This window comes from Brevundimonas nasdae (genome assembly GCF_019395145.1).
In the GTDB taxonomy this organism is placed as follows: domain Bacteria; phylum Pseudomonadota; class Alphaproteobacteria; order Caulobacterales; family Caulobacteraceae; genus Brevundimonas; species Brevundimonas nasdae.
Genome location: NZ_CP080034.1, coordinates 2,847,019 through 2,867,226 on the forward strand (window position 1 = coordinate 2,847,019; position 20,208 = coordinate 2,867,226).

Sequence of the window (20,208 nt, forward strand, 5' to 3'; positions counted from 1 at the left end):
GTGAGGGTGGCGCGATGTCAGGGTTCAAAGGGCGGCATTTTGAGGGTGAGATCGTGCTTTGGGCGGTGCGATGGTACTGCCGGTATGGCATCAGCTACCGGGATCTTGAGCAGATGATGGGCGAACGTGGCGTGAATGTTGACCATTCCACGATCTACCGCTGGGTTCAGAGATACGCCCCGGAGATCGAGAAGCGGCTGCGCTGGCAATGGCGCCGCCCTGCCTCGACGAGTTGGCGGGTCGATGAGACCTATATCAAGGTTCGTGGTGCCTGGACGTATCTGTATCGCGCGGTCGACAAGGACGGGAACACGATCGATTTTTATCTCTCGCCAACGCGGAATACGAAGGCTGCGAAGCGTTTCCTGGGCAAGGCGCTGGGCGGGTTGAAGGACTGGGAGAAACCCGAGATCATCAATACCGATAAGGCGCCGACCTACACCGCCGCCATTGCTGAACTGAAAGCGGAAGGCAAATGTCCCAAGGATACCCAGCATCGCCAGGTGAAGTATCTGAACAACGTCGTTGAGGCTGACCATGGCAAGCTGAAGCAGCTGATCCGGCCGGTGCGGGGTTTCAAGACACTGAAGACGGCGTATGCGACGATCAAAGGCTTCGAGGTGATGCGGGCCCTGCGCAAGGGACAGGCAGCTGCCTTCAATCTCACCCGCGACATTTGCGGCGAGGCGCGGCTGGTCGAGCGTGCCTTCGGCCTCGGCGCTTGCGCCCTCACCGAAGCCATTCAACTCATCGGCAAACGGATGGAACTTGAAGCAGCCTAATGGGCACCGCTCGAACAGCCATGAGACGAACTGCGCCCGTCATCACAGTTTGCAACAGAGCCGACAAGAGTACGCCGCAGCTCGATCTTTTGGCTCGTGTCGAACGAGAGCTACCGGTGCGGCTCGACCAAGAGCGCACCGATATGGTTGTTTGCCATGGTGATCCCTGCATGCCGAACTTCATGGTGGACCCTAAAACTCTTCAATGCACGGGTCTGATCGACCTTGGGCGGCTCGGAACAGCAGATCGCTATGCCGATTTGGCACTCATGATTGCTAACGCCGAAGAGAACTGGGCAGCGCCAGATGAAGCAGAGCGCGCCTTCGCTGTCCTATTCAATGTATTGGGGATCGAAGCCCCCGACCGCGAACGCCTTGCCTTCTATCTGCGATTGGACCCTCTGACTTGGGGTTGATGTTCATGCCGCCTGTTTTTCCTGCTCATTGGCACGTTTCGCAACCTGTTCTCATTGCGGACACCTTTTCCAGCCTCGTTTGGAAAGTTTCATTGCCAGACGGGACTCCTGCAATCGTCAAGGGATTGAAACCTATAGAAGACATTGCTGATGAACTGCGCGGGGCCGACTATCTGGTATGGCGCAATGGGAGGGGAGCAGTCCGGTTGCTCGGTCGTGAGAACAATCTGATGTTGCTCGAATATGCCGGGGAGCGAATGCTCTCTCACATCGTTGCCGAGCACGGCGACTACCAGGCGACCGAAATTGCAGCGGAACTAATGGCGAAGCTGTATGCCGCATCTGAGGAACCCCTGCCTTCTGCCCTTCTCCCGATCCGGGATCGCTTTGCAGCTTTGTTTCAGCGGGCGCGCGATGATCAAAACGCAGGTTGTCAAACTGACTACGTCCACGCGGCGATTATAGCCGATCAAATGATGAGCAATGCCTCGGAACTGCGTGGGCTACATGGCGATCTGCATCATGAAAACATCATGTTCTCCAGTCGCGGCTGGCTGGTGATAGATCCCGTCGGTCTGGTCGGTGAAGTGGGCTTTGGCGCCGCCAATATGTTCTACGATCCGGCTGACAGAGACGACCTTTGTCTCGATCCTAGACGCATTGCACAGATGGCGGACGCATTCTCTCGTGCGCTGGACGTCGATCCGCGTCGCCTGCTCGACCAGGCGTACGCTTATGGGTGCCTTTCCGCAGCTTGGAACGCGGATGGAGAAGAGGAGCAACGCGATCTAGCTATCGCGGCCGCGATCAAGCAGGTGCGACAGACGTCATACTAGATATCAAGCGACTTCTCCTATCCCCTGGGAACACATCAATCTTACCGGAGAATATCGTTGGCCAAAGCCTTAGCGTAGGATTTCGCCCTCTCCCGCAAACGACCCCGAGTTGGGCGAGAACCTGACAATCGTGGTGGACGGGATCGACGGTAGGACGCACCACATCGCCGGCATCACGCCCGAGCGGCTGGAGGACGCCCGCATTGGCAGCGTCATCCAGATCGGCCCGGCCGAGGTGGCACCCCGGCCGTCCGACCGCACCATCACCGCCATCGCCGAGGACGGCATCTATCGGCCGAGCCGCCATCTGGAGCAGGCGAAATTCGAGGGCCGCGTTCCCGGCGGCGACGATGAGGGCTATATCGATGCCCATGTCCGGCGGCTGGAGGCGCTGCGCCGGGCCGGCATCGTCGAGCGCATCGACGCCGACCAATGGCGCATCCCAGATGATCTGGTCAGCCGCGCGGCTGATTACGATACCGGCCGCGACCGGCAGGCCAGCGTTCGCGTGCTTTCCCCGGTTGATCTGCAAAGGCAGATACGTTCGGACTGCGCGACATGGCTGGACCGGCGATTGGTCCATGGCGAAACGGCCGACCTTGCGCCGACCGGCTTCGGGCAACAGGTCCGCGAAGCCATGGACCAGCGCCGCGAGCATCATATCGAACAGCGCGACGCCACGCGCAACAGGGACGGCCGAATCTTCTACCGGCGCAATCTTCTCGCCACCCTGCGCGAGCGGGAAGTTGCGCGCGCCGGTGCGGAGATGGCCGAGGGCAAGGCGCTGCCGTTCCGCGCCGCCAAGGATGGTGAGAGTGTCAGCGGCAAGTTCACCGGGACTGTCCAGCTAACGAGCGGCAAGTTCGCCATCGTGGAAAAGAGCCACGAGTTCACCCTTGTCCCGTGGCGGCCGATCATCGACCGCCAGCTCGGCCGCGAGGTCGCGGGTATCATGCAGGGCGGTTCGGTGTCGTGGCAGTTAGGGCGGCAGCGGGGGTTGGGGCTATAGGAGCCAACGATACCGCATTGCAACGCAACAACTAATTCGATAAGAGCTGCTATTCAATTTCGTAATCGTGGAGCCATCAGCATGGGAAATTCCAAGTCAGCAGACAAGTAAGCCGCAACATCAGAATTGTTGTTGCGGCGCTCTGTAAGACCAATCCCATCTGATTGCTGACGAGCAGACGCTGCCCGGTATCCTTAATCGAGCGGTTGATTCGTCATGACCACCACACGCCCCGCGTGGGCCTATACGCTGCCGGCAGCCTTGCTGCTTATGGCTCCCTTCGACATCCTCGCCTCGCTGGCGATGGATATTTATCTTCCAGTCGTTCCGGCGATGCCGGGCGTCCTGAACACGACTCCATCCATAATCCAACTCACGTTGAGCCTCTACATGGTGATGCTCGGTGTGGGCCAAGTGATCTTTGGGCCACTCTCCGATCGCGTCGGGCGACGGCCGATCCTGCTTGTAGGCGCAACGGCTTTCGTTGCTGCGTCTCTGGGAGCGGCTTGTTCTTCAACTGCATTAGCCTTTGTTGCGTTTCGTCTGGTTCAGGCTGTTGGAGCATCGGCCATGCTGGTGGCCACCTTCGCGACCGTGCGCGACGTATATGCCAATCGTCCCGAAGGTGCCGTCATCTACGGCCTTTTCAGTTCGATTCTGGCGTTCGTGCCTGCGCTCGGCCCTATAGCCGGTGCGCTGATCGGCGAGTTTTGGGGATGGCAGGCGATCTTCATCACACTGGCTGCACTGGCTTCGCTCGCACTCTTAAACGCCAGTTTCAGGTGGCATGAAACCCGACCGTTGGATCAGGCCAGAACGCAACGATCTGTTTTGCCGATCTTCGCGAGTCCGGCCTTTTGGGTTTACACGGTCGGATTTAGTGCCGGCATGGGCACATTCTTCGTTTTCTTCTCGACAGCCCCCCGTGTTCTCATAGGCCAAGCCGGCTATTCCGAGATCGGATTTAGCTTGGCCTTCGCGACTGTCGCGCTGGTCATGGTCACGACAACCCGCTTCGCAAAGTCCTTCGTTGCCAAATGGGGTATCGCGGGATGCGTAGCGCGCGGGATGGCGTTGCTCGTTTCCGGCGCGATCCTGTTGGGGATCGGCCAACTTTTCGGATCGCCGTCATTTTTCAGCTTCATCCTGCCGATGTGGGTTGTCGCGGTCGGCATTGTCTTCACGGTGTCCGTTACCGCCAACGGCGCACTTGCGCAGTTCGACGACATCGCTGGATCAGCGGTTGCGTTCTACTTCTGCATCCAAAGCCTGATAGTCAGTATCGTCGGGACATTGGCGGTGACGCTGTTAAACGGCGATACAGCGTGGCCCGTGATTTGTTACGCCACGGCAATGGCAGTGCTGGTGTCGTTGGGGCTGGCGCTCCTTCGATCCCGTGATGCTGCCACCGAGAAGTCGCCAGTCGTCTAGCCGACGACTGGAAGCAAGCCCGCTCCGATGCGGCGCAATAATCTTCGAAACCTCGTGAATGGCGGTATCCTGTCTGGCAAGATACCGCTCATTTCCCTTGTCCCGTGGCGGCCGGTCATCGACCGCCAGCTCGGCCGTGAGGTCATGGGCATCGTGCAAAGCGGATCGGTGTCGTGGCAGTTGGGGCGGCAAAGGGGCATAAGCCTCTAATCTGTTGTAGATGAACGCAGCCGCTCGAAACCAGCGATGAGGCTGTCGAGTCCGAAGTTGAACGCAGCATCCATGCCGTCTGTTTCCAACTCGTGAAACAGATCGTGCAGGAAGGACGACGGTGCTTGCTCGGACACATCTGGCCTGTCCGGAACTCTCTCATCGGCATCAGATGCCTGCTGCTCGAGAACGGAACCGACCACATAGTGACTGACCGCCCGGAGCGCCCAAACGGCGCGCTTCGGACAAAAGCCCTCCGCGCAGAGAAAGCGTATTTGCGTCTCGGCGGTGCCAAAATTCGGTTCTGTCGGTCGAGTGCCGGCATGGATACGCGCGCCGTCCCGATAAGAGAGCAACGCCGTTCTGAAGCTCAGGGCATTCTCTTTCAGGAACACCCGCCAGTCCTCATTCTCTTCGGGTAGCGAGCGGGTATGGCGTTCCGCCAGCATCGCCTCGGCGAGCGCATCAAGCAGCGCTCGCTTGTTCTGGAAATGCCAGTAAAGCGCAGGCTGCTGAACCTTGAGGCGTTCAGCGAGCTTCCGCGTCGTCAGGCTGTCCATGCCAACCTCGTTCAACAGCTCTAGCGCCGCCGCGATCACGGTGCCCTTGTCCAGTTTGGTCATTCACGTTCCTTCGCCAGTGCTTGACAATTTATCACCGATAAGTTCTATGTCCATCTCCTTATCGTTGATAAAGTCGCTCCATTGAGCGGCGCTGGAGTTTCAGGTGCGCAGCTCTGCCATCATTGCCCTGCTGATCGTGGGTCTTGACGCCATGGGTCTCGGCCTCATCATGCCCGTCCTTCCGACGCTTCTGCGTGAGCTTGTGCCAGCAGAGCAGGTCGCTGGACACTATGGTGCCTTGCTGTCGCTCTATGCATTGATGCAGGTCGTCTTCGCGCCCATGCTTGGACAGCTTTCGGATTCTTACGGTCGGCGTCCGGTACTTCTGGCTTCTCTTGCAGGAGCCGCAGTCGATTACACGATTATGGCATCAGCGCCGGTCTTATGGGTGCTCTATATCGGCCGACTCGTGTCCGGCGTCACGGGCGCAACCGGAGCTGTAGCAGCCTCAACCATTGCCGATTCGACGGGGGAAGGTTCTCGCGCACGCTGGTTCGGCTACATGGGGGCCTGTTATGGGGCGGGCATGATTGCCGGGCCAGCACTTGGTGGCATGCTCGGTGGTATCTCTGCTCATGCCCCGTTTATCGCCGCCGCCCTTCTCAACGGGTTCGCGTTCCTGCTTGCCTGCATTTTCCTCAAGGAGACTCATCACAGCCATGGCGGGACCGGAAAGCCGGTTCGCATCAAACCATTCGTTCTGTTACGGCTGGATGATGCATTGCGCGGGCTAGGTGCGCTTTTCGCAGTTTTCTTCATTATTCAACTGATCGGCCAAGTGCCTGCAGCCCTATGGGTCATATATGGCGAGGACCGTTTTCAGTGGAACACCGCGACCGTTGGTTTGTCGCTCGCGGCGTTTGGGGCAACACATGCGATCTTCCAAGCGTTTGTTACCGGCCCGCTTTCAAGCCGGCTTGGAGAGCGGCGCACGCTGCTGTTTGGCATGGCTGCGGATGCGACTGGCTTCGTTCTTCTGGCTTTTGCCACGCAGGGATGGATGGTGTTCCCGATTCTGTTGCTGCTTGCCGCCGGGGGTGTTGGCATGCCGGCCTTGCAGGCAATGCTCTCAAACAATGTCAGCAGTAACAAGCAAGGGGCTTTGCAAGGAACGCTAACGAGCCTCACCAATCTAAGCTCTATCGCAGGACCGCTTGGCTTCACAGCACTCTATTCTGCCACCGCCGGGGCATGGAACGGTTGGGTTTGGATTGTCGGCGCGATCCTCTATTTAATATGTCTGCCAATACTACGCAGACCATTCGCAACTTCATTGTGATTTAGTCATGGCGATTTGGCATGCGTAGACTTAGGAGAAATGACGGATTAAATCTGTTGAGCAATCATCTCCTTTCGGGGCGAGTGCCAATGATGACCTTAGTTCACACTCTCGCTGTCGCCGAATATCTCAACTTCCGTCACGCCGCCAACGCGCTCGGCGTTGCACAGTCCAGCGTCAGCGCCCGCGTGAAGGCACTGGAAGAAGACCTCGGCATCCTCTTGTTCGAGCGTCATGCGCGCGGCGTTCGGCTGACCGAGGCCGGACGCCATTTCGTCGAGCGGATAGCCGTAGGTATTGACCAACTCGACCATGCGGTGAAAACCGCCGGCATGGCGGCAGCCGGAGAAAGCGGCCGGCTTCGTATCGGTATCCATGCCCTGATTCCGCATAGCTTCCTCGCAAAGCTGATCGGCCAATACCGCAAGGATTACCCCGATGTTGAAGTCGAGATCGCCGAAGGCCCGGCCCGTGAAGCGGTGGTGCAGCTTCGCGCCGGCAGGTTGGACGTGGCGTTCGTCGCGGGCACGCCCCAACCACCCGACTGCCATTCCCGTCGCACATGGACCGAACCGCTCTTGGCGGTGCTACCGGAACGGCATCCGCTCGCCAAGCGGTCAGCCGTCACATGGCCCGATTTGGCAGGCGAGACGTTCCTTGTCCGGCATGGCGGCACTGGACCGGGCTCTGTTGCAAACTGTGATGACGGGCGCAGTTCGTCTCATGGCTGTTCGAGCGGTGCCCATTAGGCTGCTTCAAGTTCCATCCGTTTGCCGATGAGTTGAATGGCTTCGGTGAGGGCGCAAGCGCCGAGGCCGAAGGCACGCTCGACCAGCCGCGCCTCGCCGCAAATGTCGCGGGTGAGATTGAAGGCAGCTGCCTGTCCCTTGCGCAGGGCCCGCATCACCTCGAAGCCTTTGATCGTCGCATACGCCGTCTTCAGTGTCTTGAAACCCCGCACCGGCCGGATCAGCTGCTTCAGCTTGCCATGGTCAGCCTCAACGACGTTGTTCAGATACTTCACCTGGCGATGCTGGGTATCCTTGGGACATTTGCCTTCCGCTTTCAGTTCAGCAATGGCGGCGGTGTAGGTCGGCGCCTTATCGGTATTGATGATCTCGGGTTTCTCCCAGTCCTTCAACCCGCCCAGCGCCTTGCCCAGGAAACGCTTCGCAGCCTTCGTATTCCGCGTTGGCGAGAGATAAAAATCGATCGTGTTCCCGTCCTTGTCGACCGCGCGATACAGATACGTCCAGGCACCACGAACCTTGATATAGGTCTCATCGACCCGCCAACTCGTCGAGGCAGGGCGGCGCCATTGCCAGCGCAGCCGCTTCTCGATCTCCGGGGCGTATCTCTGAACCCAGCGGTAGATCGTGGAATGGTCAACATTCACGCCACGTTCGCCCATCATCTGCTCAAGATCCCGGTAGCTGATGCCATACCGGCAGTACCATCGCACCGCCCAAAGCACGATCTCACCCTCAAAATGCCGCCCTTTGAACCCTGACATCGCGCCACCCTCACTCTCGGCAAGACAGATCACCGAAAATCGGATCAGTTTGCAACAGAGCCGCCCAGCGTGGCTCGAGGCGCCCACTCGTTCTGACCGCAGGAGTCCAGTTCGTTGGCGGTGTGCACGCGAGTTACCGCTTCCAGGCCAGACCCGGGATTTCCGGCTCGCCTTCGATGAGGATTGCGGAGGCGCCGGTGCGAGCTTCGATGGCCTGCACCGTCCCTCGGAGCATGTTTTCCGTGAACTCCTGCGGCGTCCCGACCAGACGGTTGGCCAGAGCCCGGCCGAGGCGTTCGGTCACGCCGCCACCGCTCATCGCGGTGTCGCTGGCGAACATGTTCAGGTGATAACCCTGCCGGTCCTCACGCGCGTAGGGGAACAGGCAGAGCGTGGTGCGCAGCTCCTGGCTGCCCGAGACCCGGCGCGTGACGTGGGCGGTCCAGACAGCGCCGTCGCAGGTCGCGACCATGAACTGCTGAGTGCTGACCCCGCCCAGGGCGGCAAGTCCGGCAAGGCGGCTCTCCGCCAGCGGGTTCGACAGCACGAAGCGGCCGGGTTGCTCCGGAGTCTGGACGGCGATCGGACGGTTCGACTGAAAGTCGCTGGCGTAGCCCTCAAGGACGCGTTCTGCAGCGTCGATAATCACGCCCTTGGCGGCTTCCGTCTCGATGTCGATGATTGCGTAGGCTTGATAGCTGCGCTGACGGTTTTGCGCTTCTGCAGCGCTGGCGATGCCGGCGGCTGCGAGGAGCGCGGCGGCGGCGGCCGCGATGGATTTCATCTTCATTGGTGGGAACCCCTACCCTCACTTGGAAACGATGTTGAAATATCCCACGTCGAGGGTGGTCGACGTAAGTGCAGCGTCACAGATCCGGGCACGCTTGGCGTTTTGCGCGATCTGCGAGATGATGTTGCCGTCCTAGTTGCATGGAGGCCGTCGTGGTAGAACCGAACAAGAACACCAAGGAGACCGATGCCATGCAAGCCGCCCCTTCGTCTTTGAACCTGTCGCCGCAAGCCCAGCGCGTCTTGGAGGCCCAGCTGAATTTCGCGCTCGCGGGTCCGGGACTGATAGCCGGGGCGGTCGCGACCTATGTGTTCGCCGCCATCATGACCGTGGCCCTCCTGGGGGCGGTGTTTTGGGGAATCTCCTACGCCTTGGAGACGGGGAACCCACTGGCGTTGCTTTCGCTGGGACTGCTTCTGTTTCTCGCCGTGCCCTACATCACTGTCCTCAATGCGAACCGACTGCTGAAAGCTCGCCGTTCGCAGGGCTGAAGCGGCTCCCACGAATTCGCAGACGATAGAACGGCCGCCCCTCACCGGGCGGCCGTTTTCTTGTGCGGTCACGTGCCGTACCGGCGGCCCAGACGGGCGCTACCTTGTTCCTGCTGAGTGTCCTCGACATTCCGGCTGTTCCAGAGCGAGGTATCGGCCGGTCGATGAGCATCGATCACGCCGCCGACCGTTTCCATGGGGTGTCCTTAGTTCGGGGTCTGCGAAGCGGAGAACGCGATCGCGTCTCCAATCCGCGTGCCAATGCGGGCGGTCAGGACCTGTTCAGCCTGCTGAGTGCGGGAGATCATCGCCTCGATCGACGACGTCTTCTCTGCAACGAGGGACTGCTTGGCGCCGATGTTCTGGCGGACGGTGTCGATGCTCGCGCGCCACTGGTTCAGCTGGCCCTCGTCCATGCCGACCATGTTGCGAGCCCCGTCCTCGACCATGGACACCGACCGGTTGAGCCAGGTGTAGAGGAGGTCCAGCGCGATGATGTCCGAGTATTGCGCCAGAGTGCCGGCGGCCGCTGCGCCTTGCTGGGCCGTGTAGACGCTGGCCATCTTGTAGACGGGCAGGCTCACCATGTTCAGGAAGTCCTGTTCCTGCGCGTTGAGCGTCTGCCGCGCCTGGATCTTGCCCACGATGCCCCGAAGCATGGCCTCAACGCGGTTCTTCAGCGCCTTGCTGGCCACCAGGTTCTGCGAGCCGCCGTATTTGACCGGGTTCAGGCAGAGTTCGACCGTGTCGCAGCGGTGCGTCCGGAGGCTCCCGCCGTCCAGCAGCTTGGTGATGACGCCGTCGTCGTCGGCGTCGGCCGGAATCACGTCGATGATGCACCCGTTGTTGTCCGGGCAGCGGTAGATGATCGTCCCGGTCAACGTCATCATCAGTTCGGCCAACTCGCGGTCGCCCGCCAGAAGCGGATGCTGCTTGGTCGCCTCCCAGGCGATGTTCTTGTTGACCGGGATCGACTTCTTGTCCTGGGCCGGAAGGTTGTTGAGGTTCTGGGCCAGGCGGTTCGGGCAGTCATGTCGGGCCGCAATCCGGTCGGAGTAGAAGCCGCGATACGTGGAAAGGTCCGTGCAGACCTGCATGGAGGCCGTGTCGCTCCGGCCCCACAGCCCGCCTACGAGGGCCTGCGCCTGCTGGCAGGAGCTCATGTTCTGGGCGTTGACCTCGTTGGCCAGCTTCTGCAGCGACTCGATCTGGTCAGCCACGATGGGGGACAGGCTCTTCAGCGCCAGCATGAAGGCATAGCTGATCGCGTTCGACGCGACCGACTTCATGTGGGCGACCAGCTGGTCGCTGTTGATGAAGGAGAAACCGCCGGTGAAAATGTCGATACCGCCGCAGCCGGCGCGAACGGACGGCATCTGGATCGACCCGATCTGGGTCGTTTCCTGCGGCGTCCGCACCGCCATGTTGCCCAGCGTGTAATAGCCAGCGCTCTGCCCCTGGAAGGCAGTCGGGCCGGTGACGTTCGCCGAACCCAGCGAACTGGACCAATAGGTGTCCATGCTGCTGTTCACGTCGCTTGCGGGCGCTGCGCTCGACAGGAGCGTGAAGGAGGCCGCGACGACGCTGGCCAGCGCGGCCCGGCGCCGACGTCGGCCCTTCAACTTGGCGATAGGATCAGCGCCGGGCGCGCGATGGTCGTTCTTGCGCTTCATGAGCGTTGCTCCTTTAGAAATCTGTGCCCGGCTCTTTGGAGAGCAGGACGAAAAGACGTTCGGCGATGTCGTCCATCGCCATGACACCGGCCCCGGCGTAGGTCAGACAACCCTGGGGCTTGAGGCACGGCAGCAGCTCGAGGATTTGACCGTTGCTCCCGCGGACCCGCGTCGGCCGGATCTGACCTGTGCGCGGATCCATGTCGGACTGTTGGAAGAACAGGAGCGCCGGCGTCGTTTGCCGCACGCCCCACGCCGCCAGCTGGCCCTGGTCACGCACCGCGCCGGGGAAGTGCGGGTTCGGCGCGCCGTCGGCCGACACCGCGCGCACCGTCATCCCGTAGCGATCGGAGAAGGCCTTTACGATCGGACTGGCGATCGTGCAGGCGCCGCAGCTGCCCCGGTAGACGTAGAAGACCCCGACGCGGGTCGACACCCCGCGCAAGAACAGGTCCCGATCCGCCATGCGGTCATCGGTCCAGCCATGCTTGGCCACTTCTGTCACCGGCCGGCGCACGGTGTAGTCGAGATCCGGATTGGTCCACGTCAGCCGCCTATAGTGGTCGGCGAAGAGGCCGCCCCGTTCCAGGGCGACCTGCTGCAGACGGTAGTAGCGCTCGACGGTCTCTGGCGTCGGCCGCCAGACGGCAATCGACCGGGCTTCCTCGAGCTGGCGCTGATACTCCTCCAGCTCGCGTACTTCGGGCGGCGTGGCGGCGCTGATAGTCGGTAGCGGCGCGGCCTCTTCGGCGGGCTCAGGCGGGGTAGGTCGCTGGCAGTAGAACCACATGCCCAAGTCGCGACCGCAATACTCTTCAGAAGCGCCGCTCGCGGCTGGCGCGGGCTGCGTCTGATACGGCGATTGGGCCCGGACCGGGCCGGTCAGCATCAGCGAGGCGGCAAGGCCAGCCGCCATCGCGAAGCCGAACCGTTGCGGGATCGAGAACGAGATCATGGAGTCTACCTGGTTGTGGGGAGATTGGCGGACGCTCACGGCTGGCCCCCGCCCGCTTCGTTGGTTTCGCCGGGCCCGGGCGAGCCGTTGCCCATCAGGCTTTCGATGCTCTGCTGAATCCGGCCGACAGTGCCGCCGGCGTCGGGCGTCGAGATCTGATCCATCAGGCCCGCCGTGAACTCGGAGAAGTCGACGTTCGACAGGTCCAGTTGCTGGAACTGTTCGACCGTGAACCCGGAGCAGTCGGCGTCTTTCGGCGTGCCCCAACCCTTGCCGATTTGCGGGCGGCCCGCCTGGTGGACGATCTTCGCTAGCGTCCCTTCGAAGGCGCAGTAGCGCATGGCCTTCTCGGTGCAGATCCCGAAGAACGACTTCTGAGAGCAGTATGTCCCGACATAATGGGTCGCCTTCGCCTCCTGACGCGTCATGAGGGTCTTCTCTTCCTCAGAACACTGCGTCAGGCCTAGATCGACGCCCCAACCGCTGTCCTTGCAGCAGTTGCGGAAGCCGAGGACGGCCTTGCGGCACCGCATCGGCTGGCCTTTGAAGATCGTCAGGTCCTTTTCGTAGTCCTCGCCCGCCATCTGAGCGATCAGAAGCGCGGCCAGGGCGTCCGGCATGTCGGTGTCGCCCTCATCTTCGTTCCCGACGCACATGTTTCCGATGCAGACCCGCGTCTGGCATGAATTCCGGGTTTCTTCGGTGACCACTTCCTTCTTGCATTCGTAGACGTTCTCCCACGCCCGGCATTGGGCGGCGGGCACATCGTCGAGGCAGACCTGTTCCTTCATCTCGCAGCCGGAGGGCGGCGAGCAGTTGTTCCCGGGCTCGCCCATCGTTTCGCAGGTGTAGGTGTCCGTCTCTTCCCAGCACGGCGGCGTGACGGGCACGCCATTTGGCCCGATGCGGGTTTCGCCCGGCTGCGAGCAGGTCGTGCTGGTTAGCGTGCAAGCGCCGTTGCCCCGGGAGGGGCAGGCGTTGTCGTGCATACCGCCACCCGTCCAGTCGATCGGCGTCTCGACCACGGGCTCGTTCGGCACCGGGTTCTCGCAGCGATAGCGGTTCAGCTGCAGCGAGCAGGAGCCGTCCGGCGCCGTGCCGGCGCAGCTTTGCCCGATCAGCTGACAGCTGGCCACCGGCGCACAGGTGTTGACGGCCGTCGCACGATCACAGGTCCAGGACTCGCGCCGTTTCCACGGATTACGTGTCACCGACAGGCCATTGATCACCCGCGTCTCATTGCCGATGACGACCACGTTCGACGTCAGCCGGCACGCCGGGTCATTGCGGTTCGTGGCGCATGGGTCGGTCCAGTATTCCCCGACTACCTCCCGCGGCGTCTCGATAGGCGTTCCCCCGCCGTTGGCGGGGTTCTCGCACCGATAGGTCCGGTCATAGGCCGTGCAGTTTCCGGCCCTGTCCTGCGATGCACACGTCTGAGACTGCTGAACGCAGCCGACGAACGGCGTGCAGCTGTTCACCGTCGAGGACGACGAGCAGATGTAGTCTTCCCTGACGGTCCACGGGTTCCGCGTCACCTGCAGCCCATTGATCGTCCGGGTCTGGCTGCCTTCGATGACCACCTCGCCCTGCTTCACGCAGGCGCCATTCCCGGCGAGGGCGTTGCAGCCGTTGTCCCAGGTGTCGGAGACGACGTCGCGGATGACTTGGCTCGGCGTCCCCGCGCCCGGGACCTGGTCCTCGCAGCGGAACCCTTGTTCGAAGCGGGCGCAGCCGCCCGAGGGGTCGGTGTAGGTGCGCTCCGAACCTGTGCAGGTCCCGCCGGCATCGGTGGCGAGGCATCGCTCACCCGTCAGCGCCATACCGGCCGGGGCGGCGCAGCCCGCGTAGTCCGTCCGGCTTCCGCAGGTGTAGCGCCGCGCATACTTCCAGCATTCGCGATAGACCGACGTCCCATCAATCATGCGACTGCCGGCGGGCTCGGTGCAGACATCGCCGGTCATCCGGCAGGTCGTGTCGGCCTCAAGCGGCGCGCAGGTGTTGTTGGTTTTGACGCCTTGGTCTCTGCCCGGCCCCGCCGTTTTGACGTAGAATTTGAGCCAGTGGGGATTGGTCGATCTGGAGCTCCACCCGGTCCGACCGAAGCTGTCGCCCAGGATCTTGTTCATGTCCGAGATGTTGAGGCCGTTGGGGCAGTTGGCCGAGAATTTCCAGATCGTGCCTTCCTTGCGGTAGTTGCTGATCGTGCACCCGGAGTAGGCCGCTACATCGGCCGCCGTCGTCACCGCGCGCCAGGATTCACCGTCAAAGGTCCCGGTCGGAAAGATCTCCACGACCTGGTTCACATCGCAGAATTTATCGACCGAAGTCCCCGCATAGCCTTGCTGACAGACATAGCTGGACGGCAGGCCCGAAGGCGCAGCGCAGACGCGCCCGCCGGAGGCCACGCATCCCGGTTGACCGTTCGCCGTACAGGCGGCGTTCGGGGCATGGGTCGATCCGTTCCACGTCTGAACGCAGCCATACTGATAGTCCTCGTCCACCACGACGATGCGCCGCCGCTGGCAGCTCGCGGGCGTGTGCGTCCACACCGTCCCGGTCTTGCAGGAGTAGACATAATCCTCGTCGACCGTGACGACGCGCTCAGGCTCACAGGTCCGGGTTTCAGACCGCCACTGGTTACCGGCCTGACACTGGTAGACGTAGTCCGTGTCGAATTCCGGCTTGTAGATCCGCGTGCAGCTCTGAGGCTGGTTCGTTACCGGCGTCGCGGTCTCACAGGTGTAGAGGCTTTTCTCCTCGTGCGTGACCTGCGTCGTCTCCTGCTGGCACGACGTATTCGCGTCCCCTGTCAGGTCCCCAACCTCGTTGCCCGGATCACCGAGCAAATCCAGCGACCGCTTCAGCCAGTCGTCGTTGTTCGACAGATCATAGCGGGCGGCGTTCACGGAGCCGCCGCCAATGACCTGCAGGTATTCGTTGCCGGGCGCATTGGCCTCGCCGGCGCTGATCAGCCGGTTGGGATCGCTGCTGTAGCCAGACCAGCCGGTCGTATCTCCCCCGGCGCCGGGCACGACCTGGCCGGGGTCGCCGAGCGGCGGGGGTGGATTGCTGCCGGCGAACCCGCCCGCTCCCCCGTCGCCCGACGTCGTGGTCTGAGCGAAAACAGGCAGGACGCCGCCCATAAGGGCGACGCCGCACGCGATTACTACGGCGCTACGCGCCTGCTTCAACAGACCTCGATAGGACACAGTCCATCACCCCTCTAACCGGGCCAAAGCCGCTCTCGCGACGTCGGGCGCTTGGTCACCGCCCTGGGCCAACAGGCGCAGAGCTTCCGCGAGGCTGATATTCCCCGCGAGGCGGTCGTGAGGGGTTGCCACGCTATCGCAGTCGACGCCCTGGTCACACGGTTGGACCGGAGCCTTGGCTGCAATAAACGTCGGTACGCGTTCGACACCAAAGGCCCGAAAGACCTGAGGCTCGATCGCCACGCCGCCGATGCTATTCTCGTCGAAAATCTCTTTCGCAGCAACTAACGTTTGCTCAAAAGACCCATTCACCAGACCGCGAATGACGACTTTGGCCCCGGCCTTGTTCGCATCGAGCGCCAGCTGCCGCAGTGCGGGCTTCGGCATCGTCAGAGACACGGCGATGTAGAGCGCTCCCTCCTCCTCGGGCTGCGCTGAAGCGATCTCGGCGGCATCGCCGAAGAACGGATCATTCTTCAGCATCGTCATCCCACGCTGCAGGTTCTGACGGTTCGTCGCGGCGAGGGTCTCGGCCTCCTGCCGATACTCCTGCCCCCGCTCCTGGACCTGAGTGGCCCAGCCCTGAAGCGCCTCCTCGGCCGAGCGCCCGCGGGCCTCGGCCTGGTCGATCAGTTCACGGGCGGCCGCTCCGAGCGCGCCCGGGTCCTGTGCCCACGCCGGGGTGGAAGCCCACATCACGGCCCCGCCGGCCAGCAGCGAGCCCGCCATGGAGAAGGCGACCCACTGGTTACGGAAACCGAGGCACAGGAAGGTGATGGCGGCCGCCAGGACGCCTATGAAACCGGCCCAGCACGCCAGCGTGCCGGAGAACGACGGTAAGATGGAATCGAGCATGGTCCTGCCCCTTATGGAATGACGGTGACGCAGCAGTTCCGCTTGCGCCAAACGAGGAAGCCGTAGTCCTCACCCTTGATCGGGATGGTCTTCCCGCTCTCGTAGGCGACATCATCATCGCCCTGCCCGATATCCTCGCCCAGAAGGACTTCCCCTTCACGCGCCATCCCATGTTCCCGACCGACGAGGCCCTTGTGGTGGCCTACGGGCAGTCCGCCGCGAGCCGTGTTGGGCTGACGAAGGAAGAGATCCGCCGCCATTCCGCCGGCGACGCCGGAGTTGCCTTCGCTGTGGCGGCGCTTTTGGCCGAGTTTACGGCGGACGTCCGCAACCGGCGGGCCTACCTGCTCGGCCTGGTCGCGCGCCTCAACGATCCTCTTGTGACCGTCAATCTCTGGGCCAGCTGGAAACGTCTCGTCCGCGTATCCACACCGGACTGACTTCACTAAGATTCAACCTCCGGACGTCACACTGGCGTCCAAGTATTCGAGGGCGTGACCATGACCTTCCCCGTCGTAGAGACCTTTGCCGACTTCGACAGCCATGCGCGGCGAGCTGCGACCGCGCAGGACGCCAGTCGGGTTCTTGGCGGGCGGCCCGTCGAGTTCGCCAGCGAATACCTCTCGGGCCCGTGGCCGACGCTTGAAGGCTTCGATCAAGACGCCGCGCGCCTCGGCGTAGCCGAATTCGCCCGCCGCGTTCCTGTCATGGGGGGTTGGGTGGTCTCAGTGTCCTTTTGGCGGCCGCGCCCTGCCCTGCCCCGCGCTATGACGCCTAAACAGGCCCTGGCCGCCCTCTCCTGCCCTCCTACCGGTCCGGAAGGGCCACCGGACGCCCGTACAGCCGCTGGCGAGACCTTTGGTCCCTCCGGTCGCCTGTATCGCTCCCTGGCGGCGCTTCGGCGCTCCAACGCCGCCGCGCTTGCCGCTGGCGTCATCCGGATCAGGCCGCTCGACGAGCGCTGGACGTTCGACATCCGTTTTACGCCGGCTCCGCCCGTCTCCAAGTCCGCTCGCCCGGGCAAGACGACCGTTCCGGCCGCATCGGCAACCCCTTCCTCGATCGTCCCGCCTATCTCGGACCTCGGCGCCAACGAGGTTCACGATCCCCTTGGCACTGACGTGGTCTTGGTTGACGATGAGGGCGACGGGATTCGCGTCAGGGCTTCTGCCTAGCCTAGACCACTCTAGACCACTCTAGACCTGTCTAGACTGGTCCGTGGCCTCCGGGGTTGTCCGTGCCATCCGTCGCCCGCCGTGTGGTCCGTGTTCTCCGTTGTTTGCCGTGCCCTCCGGGCCGTCCGTGCCCTCCGGGTTATCCGTCACCTCCGTGACTTCCGTCGCGTCCGTGGTGTCCGTCTTGTCCGTGGGGGCCGTGTGGTGTAGGGTCTCCGGATGCCACGGCGCGTCCGTGCTCACCGGACGCTCGGGAGGGAGCCTCATGCCGAACATCATCTTCGCCAACACCAAGGGCGGCAGTGGAAAGACCACGGCCGCTTTGACCCTGACCTCGGAGCTTCTCGCCGCAGGAGCCCACGTGGCGCTCCTGGAAGGCGATCCGAACCGTCCGCTGGCGCGCTGGGCCGAACGCCGGGGCGCGCCGGTTATCGACGGACCAAAGACTCGAGTGGGCAGCGCGGCCGACGCCGCCGTCGCGATCCGCGAAGCAGCCGGCGACAGCAAGCTGCTGGTCATCACCACGGACAATGATGACGAGGCCGTCCTTGACTGGCTTCAGGCCGCGCAGGGCTGGGGAACCTTCGTCATTGCCGATCCGGAGGGGAGCCCGAACCAATGGCTCGCCCAGGTCATCTCCCAAGCCCATCTGGTTCTTGTGCCGTTCGCGCCCACGACGTTGGACGCCAATCAGGTCGCTCGCACCATCCGGCAGATCAATCAGACGGAACGGATCTCCAGCAAAGCCATCCCGCACCGGATCGTCATCACCCGGGCGAACCCCGGCGCCGTCATGACCCGCGACGAACGGGACATCCGCAAGTCGCTCCTGGAGAACGCCTTGCCGTTGATGGACGTCTCCCTGGCCGACCGGCCTGCTTTCCGGGGCATGTTCAAACACGATGCCCTGCTGAGCGAGTTGACCCCCGACCAGGTGGGCGGTCTGCCGCAGGCGCGCAGCAATGCCGCCGCCTTCGCGGAAGAAATCATCGAAATCCTCCGCCAGCCCGCCGCACAGAAAGCCGCATGATGACCAAGTCCAGCGACGCATTCGGATTCGAGGCGATCGGCGAGGAGCGCAAGGGCCTCGATCTGTCGGATTTCACGCGCTCGCCAGGGGCGCCGATCGACAGGCCTGCGGCCGAGGCCGCCCGGGAAGTCGCCGACGCGGCCGGGTTTCAGTCGCGCGGCAAACCTGCATCGCCGCGCCGCGCGGGGCAGGGGAGGGCCAACCCTCCCGGAAAGGTCAAGATCAGCGATCTGATAGGCCGGCCCGATGTCCCCGACGAACCTCGCGCCCAGCTGAACATGATGGCCCCGGCGAGCCTTATCGTGCGGTTCAAGAAGATCGAGCACGAACGGGGCGTCAGGGCGTGGGAAGTGCTGAAGGCCGCCTTGGACGCGCTCGAAGGGCCTGAGCAGTGAGGGACCGCCTTCACCAGCTCAACGACCACGAACTGTCTGAGGTTCTGGCCGCCCTCGCGGCCTGGCAGTTTCCGGGCGGTTTCACCGACGAACAGCTTCAGGAAATCGCTACTGACGGCGGACGCTACGCCCGAATGGACACGCGCGGCCTTCAGGCCATCATCGACCGGCTCAACCGCGAGGGTGAACCGGTCCAGTCTCGGCCGGCATAACCGGCTGTCCCGGTCGGAGGTAGTGATGGACAAGCGGCGCATCGCTGCCGAACTGCACAATCTCTTTGGCGACGACCTGGACAGCCGGTTATCGGCGGCCAAGGTCGCGAACAATCTTTGCGCCCGTAGCCCTCTCGTAAATCGCGCCTCCGCGACGGAAGCCGCATTTGCGCGGATGTGGGATTACGAAGCCAGTGGGCTTGTTGAGAACTGTCCTGGCCCCCGTGGAGGCGCTGGTTGGAAGCTCACGTCCAAGGGCACGGCGCTGCTAATGACCCGCGCATCAACCCCACATGCCGGATAGCCCTAAAGTCGGTTGAGAGACCGGCCGCAGGGCCGCCGCGTTTCCACGCCCATGACGTCGCTCGTGAAGTCGCCCTGCCGGCGATAGGCGCTCGGGCGGGCGAAGGAGCCCGCCCAGAGGCCCAGACGCGCCTCACAGGCCCGCATGGCGCTGCTGCGGTAGTTTCCCACGAAGAAGGGAACGGCCAGCCCTCTGGACGTCAGCCAGTCCGCCAGATCCACGCCCCGCACCGTGCAGCGCACGACGGCCCGGTCCTCATGGTTCAGCGCCCGGGCCGGGTTCCAGTCGCGGTAGTCGCAACGCACCTGGTCGCGCCCGATGTAGGTCCGGAGCGCCTCGGCGACATGCTCTCCGCACAGGAACGCCTGGCCATTGCGCAGGCACTGTTGCCGGATCTCGGGCGCGTCCACGCCCCACAGCCGTAGCCGATCATTGCCGATCGCCAAGGTGTCGCCGTCGACGACGCGGGCCCGGCCGACATAGGTCGCGCGCCTTTCCGTAGCGGCCGCGGCGCTGGCCAGGGCGATGGAGAAGCCGACCGCGATCGTGGCGGCCCAGAAGACGACGGGGAGATTGCGCATTATCGGGTCTCGGTGATTTCAGGCAGGGCAGGGGAGCGGGCTTCAGGCGTTGGAAGGACGACGAGGGCGGTCAGCAGGACCCCCACCATCCATGTCGCGGCCGCGAACCAGACGATGCGCTTGCGGCGCTTGGACGCCGCGCTGCGCTGGCGCCCTTCAATGGCGTCGTGGATCCAGCTGAGGTAGCCCAACACGCCGGCGGAAAAAAAACGACAGGCACGCCAGCGTCAGGACCGTGGAGGCGCCCAGGAGCGGGGGGACGATCACCGCTGCGCCAGAGATCAGCGCCACCCGCAACAGGAATCGGGAAAGGCGCTGAATGGCCCCTGACTGGCCCACCAGGCCCGCCCTGACCCTCGGCGGAATGATCCGCCGCCAACCCAGGTGATCGCGCCCTGAGCGGCTTCCCCAGGGCCCGGCATCGCCTTCGGCCTGC

25 protein-coding genes and 1 pseudogene are annotated in these 20,208 nt (G+C 63.1%); 15 read left to right on the forward strand and 11 right to left on the reverse strand.

Going from position 1 to position 20,208, the window contains the following annotated elements; translation table 11 throughout:
• Window positions 1–14 precede the first annotated feature (14 nt).
• The 6 genes and pseudogenes from KWG56_RS13835 to KWG56_RS13860 all read left to right on the forward strand — a co-directional run.
• Window positions 15–782 (forward strand): IS6 family transposase, encoded by a 768-nt coding sequence (locus KWG56_RS13835; protein WP_066521070.1) that lies wholly within the window; start codon window positions 15–17, stop codon window positions 780–782.
• Entirely contained in the window at window positions 782–1,198 is a 417-nt protein-coding gene (locus KWG56_RS13840; protein ID WP_425331926.1) for a phosphotransferase, read from the forward strand. Before KWG56_RS13835 ends, KWG56_RS13840 begins: the two co-directional genes overlap by 1 nt.
• Window positions 1,198–2,034, forward strand: a complete 837-nt coding sequence (locus tag KWG56_RS13845; protein ID WP_000480968.1) for an aminoglycoside O-phosphotransferase APH(6)-Id — start codon at window positions 1,198–1,200, stop codon at window positions 2,032–2,034. The genes KWG56_RS13840 and KWG56_RS13845 overlap by 1 nt, the downstream gene beginning before the upstream one ends.
• 109 nt (window positions 2,035–2,143) lie before the next feature.
• A complete protein-coding gene (locus KWG56_RS13850) occupies window positions 2,144–3,043 on the forward strand; it encodes a DUF3363 domain-containing protein (protein ID WP_219352617.1) in 900 nt (299 codons plus the stop codon).
• Between the two features lie 216 nt (window positions 3,044–3,259).
• Window positions 3,260–4,474 (forward strand): chloramphenicol/florfenicol efflux MFS transporter FloR, encoded by a 1,215-nt coding sequence (gene floR, locus KWG56_RS13855; protein WP_000214124.1) that lies wholly within the window; start codon window positions 3,260–3,262, stop codon window positions 4,472–4,474.
• A gap of 93 nt (window positions 4,475–4,567) precedes the next feature.
• A pseudogene (locus KWG56_RS13860) lies at window positions 4,568–4,684 on the forward strand (DUF3363 domain-containing protein); the annotation flags it as partial.
• Here KWG56_RS13860 and tetR(G) read toward each other — a convergent pair.
• The gene (gene tetR(G), locus KWG56_RS13865) at window positions 4,681–5,307 is read right to left on the reverse strand and encodes a tetracycline resistance transcriptional repressor TetR(G) (RefSeq protein WP_000163574.1); all 627 of its coding nucleotides are present in this window, start codon (window positions 5,305–5,307) and stop codon (window positions 4,681–4,683) included. The pseudogene KWG56_RS13860 and the gene tetR(G) sit on opposite strands and share 4 nt — an antisense overlap.
• A 103-nt stretch (window positions 5,308–5,410) precedes the next feature.
• Here tetR(G) and tet(G) point away from each other — a divergent pair, with 103 nt between their 5' ends.
• Both tet(G) and KWG56_RS13875 read left to right on the forward strand, forming a co-directional pair.
• On the forward strand, window positions 5,411–6,586 hold the full coding sequence (gene tet(G), locus KWG56_RS13870) for a tetracycline efflux MFS transporter Tet(G) (protein ID WP_001257840.1): 1,176 nt from the start codon (window positions 5,411–5,413) through the stop codon (window positions 6,584–6,586).
• Window positions 6,587–6,642: 56 nt separating this feature from the next.
• A complete protein-coding gene (locus KWG56_RS13875) occupies window positions 6,643–7,335 on the forward strand; it encodes a LysR family transcriptional regulator (RefSeq protein WP_244999522.1) in 693 nt (230 codons plus the stop codon).
• On the opposite strand, the gene KWG56_RS13880 is transcribed toward KWG56_RS13875, so the two are convergent.
• Both KWG56_RS13880 and KWG56_RS13885 read right to left on the reverse strand, forming a co-directional pair.
• Complete coding sequence (locus tag KWG56_RS13880) at window positions 7,332–8,099, reverse strand: IS6 family transposase (RefSeq protein WP_066521070.1); 768 nt, start codon at window positions 8,097–8,099, stop codon at window positions 7,332–7,334. The genes KWG56_RS13875 and KWG56_RS13880 overlap by 4 nt on opposite strands.
• Window positions 8,100–8,232: 133 nt before the next feature.
• Window positions 8,233–8,889 (reverse strand): hypothetical protein, encoded by a 657-nt coding sequence (locus KWG56_RS13885; RefSeq protein WP_153923403.1) that lies wholly within the window; start codon window positions 8,887–8,889, stop codon window positions 8,233–8,235.
• 152 nt (window positions 8,890–9,041) lie between these two features.
• On the opposite strand from KWG56_RS13885, the gene KWG56_RS13890 reads away from it, so the two are divergent.
• Entirely contained in the window at window positions 9,042–9,380 is a 339-nt protein-coding gene (locus tag KWG56_RS13890; protein WP_153923404.1) for a hypothetical protein, read from the forward strand.
• A 68-nt stretch (window positions 9,381–9,448) separates the two neighbouring features.
• On the opposite strand, the gene KWG56_RS18935 is transcribed toward KWG56_RS13890, so the two are convergent.
• Genes KWG56_RS18935 through KWG56_RS13915 form a run of 6 tightly spaced genes read right to left on the reverse strand, consistent with a single transcriptional unit; the run spans window position 9,449 to window position 16,242 of the window.
• Window positions 9,449–9,577, reverse strand: a complete 129-nt coding sequence (locus KWG56_RS18935; RefSeq protein WP_257903725.1) for a hypothetical protein — start codon at window positions 9,575–9,577, stop codon at window positions 9,449–9,451.
• A gap of 9 nt (window positions 9,578–9,586) precedes the next feature.
• Window positions 9,587–11,053, reverse strand: a complete 1,467-nt coding sequence (locus KWG56_RS13895; protein ID WP_153923406.1) for a conjugal transfer protein TraH — start codon at window positions 11,051–11,053, stop codon at window positions 9,587–9,589.
• A gap of 13 nt (window positions 11,054–11,066) precedes the next feature.
• Window positions 11,067–12,008 (reverse strand): conjugal transfer protein TraF, encoded by a 942-nt coding sequence (locus KWG56_RS13900; protein ID WP_153923407.1) that lies wholly within the window; start codon window positions 12,006–12,008, stop codon window positions 11,067–11,069.
• 35 nt (window positions 12,009–12,043) lie between these two features.
• Window positions 12,044–15,202, reverse strand: coding sequence for a conjugal transfer protein TraN (traN, locus tag KWG56_RS13905; RefSeq protein ID WP_219352618.1), 3,159 nt, complete (start codon window positions 15,200–15,202; stop codon window positions 12,044–12,046).
• A 24-nt stretch (window positions 15,203–15,226) separates the two neighbouring features.
• A complete protein-coding gene (gene trbC, locus KWG56_RS13910) occupies window positions 15,227–16,075 on the reverse strand; it encodes a type-F conjugative transfer system pilin assembly protein TrbC (RefSeq protein WP_153923409.1) in 849 nt (282 codons plus the stop codon).
• An 11-nt stretch (window positions 16,076–16,086) separates the two neighbouring features.
• Window positions 16,087–16,242 (reverse strand): TraU family protein, encoded by a 156-nt coding sequence (locus KWG56_RS13915; RefSeq protein WP_219352619.1) that lies wholly within the window; start codon window positions 16,240–16,242, stop codon window positions 16,087–16,089.
• Window positions 16,243–16,245: 3 nt separating this feature from the next.
• Here KWG56_RS13915 and KWG56_RS13920 point away from each other — a divergent pair, with 3 nt between their 5' ends.
• From KWG56_RS13920 to KWG56_RS13945, 6 genes are all read left to right on the forward strand, one after another.
• Window positions 16,246–16,515: a hypothetical protein gene (locus tag KWG56_RS13920; protein WP_219352620.1), complete on the forward strand. Its 270-nt coding sequence runs from the start codon at window positions 16,246–16,248 to the stop codon at window positions 16,513–16,515.
• Window positions 16,516–16,575: 60 nt separating this feature from the next.
• Window positions 16,576–17,250, forward strand: coding sequence for a hypothetical protein (locus KWG56_RS13925; RefSeq protein WP_153923432.1), 675 nt, complete (start codon window positions 16,576–16,578; stop codon window positions 17,248–17,250).
• A gap of 265 nt (window positions 17,251–17,515) precedes the next feature.
• Window positions 17,516–18,280, forward strand: coding sequence for a nucleotide-binding protein (locus KWG56_RS13930; RefSeq protein WP_153923433.1), 765 nt, complete (start codon window positions 17,516–17,518; stop codon window positions 18,278–18,280).
• A complete protein-coding gene (locus KWG56_RS13935) occupies window positions 18,277–18,675 on the forward strand; it encodes a hypothetical protein (protein WP_153923434.1) in 399 nt (132 codons plus the stop codon). Before KWG56_RS13930 ends, KWG56_RS13935 begins: the two co-directional genes overlap by 4 nt.
• Window positions 18,672–18,887: a hypothetical protein gene (locus KWG56_RS13940; protein WP_153923435.1), complete on the forward strand. Its 216-nt coding sequence runs from the start codon at window positions 18,672–18,674 to the stop codon at window positions 18,885–18,887. Before KWG56_RS13935 ends, KWG56_RS13940 begins: the two co-directional genes overlap by 4 nt.
• 25 nt (window positions 18,888–18,912) lie before the next feature.
• Entirely contained in the window at window positions 18,913–19,191 is a 279-nt protein-coding gene (locus KWG56_RS13945; RefSeq protein WP_153923436.1) for a hypothetical protein, read from the forward strand.
• Between the two features lie 2 nt (window positions 19,192–19,193).
• Here the strand turns inward: KWG56_RS13945 and KWG56_RS13950 are convergent, their stop codons facing one another.
• Both KWG56_RS13950 and KWG56_RS13955 read right to left on the reverse strand, forming a co-directional pair.
• Window positions 19,194–19,772: a thermonuclease family protein gene (locus KWG56_RS13950; protein WP_153923437.1), complete on the reverse strand. Its 579-nt coding sequence runs from the start codon at window positions 19,770–19,772 to the stop codon at window positions 19,194–19,196.
• On the reverse strand, window positions 19,772–19,966 hold the full coding sequence (locus tag KWG56_RS13955) for a hypothetical protein (RefSeq protein ID WP_219352621.1): 195 nt from the start codon (window positions 19,964–19,966) through the stop codon (window positions 19,772–19,774). Before KWG56_RS13955 ends, KWG56_RS13950 begins: the two co-directional genes overlap by 1 nt.
• Window positions 19,967–20,208: the final 242 nt, after the last annotated feature.

Bases quoted from the DNA above. Each gene is read 5' to 3' on its own strand.
- KWG56_RS13840 (WP_425331926.1), top strand. From the start codon at position 782: ATGGGCACCGCTCGAACAGCCATGAGACGAACTGCGCCCGTCATCACA.
- KWG56_RS13945 (WP_153923436.1), top strand. From the start codon at position 18,913: ATGGACAAGCGGCGCATCGCTGCCGAACTGCACAATCTCTTTGGCGAC.
- KWG56_RS13935 (WP_153923434.1), top strand. From the start codon at position 18,277: ATGATGACCAAGTCCAGCGACGCATTCGGATTCGAGGCGATCGGCGAG.
- KWG56_RS13920 (WP_219352620.1), top strand. From the start codon at position 16,246: ATGTTCCCGACCGACGAGGCCCTTGTGGTGGCCTACGGGCAGTCCGCC.
- KWG56_RS13845 (WP_000480968.1), top strand. From the start codon at position 1,198: ATGTTCATGCCGCCTGTTTTTCCTGCTCATTGGCACGTTTCGCAACCT.
- KWG56_RS13880 (WP_066521070.1), bottom strand. From the start codon at position 8,099: ATGTCAGGGTTCAAAGGGCGGCATTTTGAGGGTGAGATCGTGCTTTGG.
- KWG56_RS13835 (WP_066521070.1), top strand. From the start codon at position 15: ATGTCAGGGTTCAAAGGGCGGCATTTTGAGGGTGAGATCGTGCTTTGG.
- floR (WP_000214124.1), top strand. From the start codon at position 3,260: ATGACCACCACACGCCCCGCGTGGGCCTATACGCTGCCGGCAGCCTTG.
- KWG56_RS13900 (WP_153923407.1), bottom strand. From the start codon at position 12,008: ATGATCTCGTTCTCGATCCCGCAACGGTTCGGCTTCGCGATGGCGGCT.
- KWG56_RS13915 (WP_219352619.1), bottom strand. From the start codon at position 16,242: ATGGCGCGTGAAGGGGAAGTCCTTCTGGGCGAGGATATCGGGCAGGGC.
- trbC (WP_153923409.1), bottom strand. From the start codon at position 16,075: ATGCTCGATTCCATCTTACCGTCGTTCTCCGGCACGCTGGCGTGCTGG.
- KWG56_RS13930 (WP_153923433.1), top strand. From the start codon at position 17,516: ATGCCGAACATCATCTTCGCCAACACCAAGGGCGGCAGTGGAAAGACC.
- KWG56_RS13885 (WP_153923403.1), bottom strand. From the start codon at position 8,889: ATGAAGATGAAATCCATCGCGGCCGCCGCCGCCGCGCTCCTCGCAGCC.
- KWG56_RS13895 (WP_153923406.1), bottom strand. From the start codon at position 11,053: ATGAAGCGCAAGAACGACCATCGCGCGCCCGGCGCTGATCCTATCGCC.
- KWG56_RS13950 (WP_153923437.1), bottom strand. From the start codon at position 19,772: ATGCGCAATCTCCCCGTCGTCTTCTGGGCCGCCACGATCGCGGTCGGC.
- KWG56_RS13925 (WP_153923432.1), top strand. From the start codon at position 16,576: ATGACCTTCCCCGTCGTAGAGACCTTTGCCGACTTCGACAGCCATGCG.
- KWG56_RS18935 (WP_257903725.1), bottom strand. From the start codon at position 9,577: ATGGAAACGGTCGGCGGCGTGATCGATGCTCATCGACCGGCCGATACC.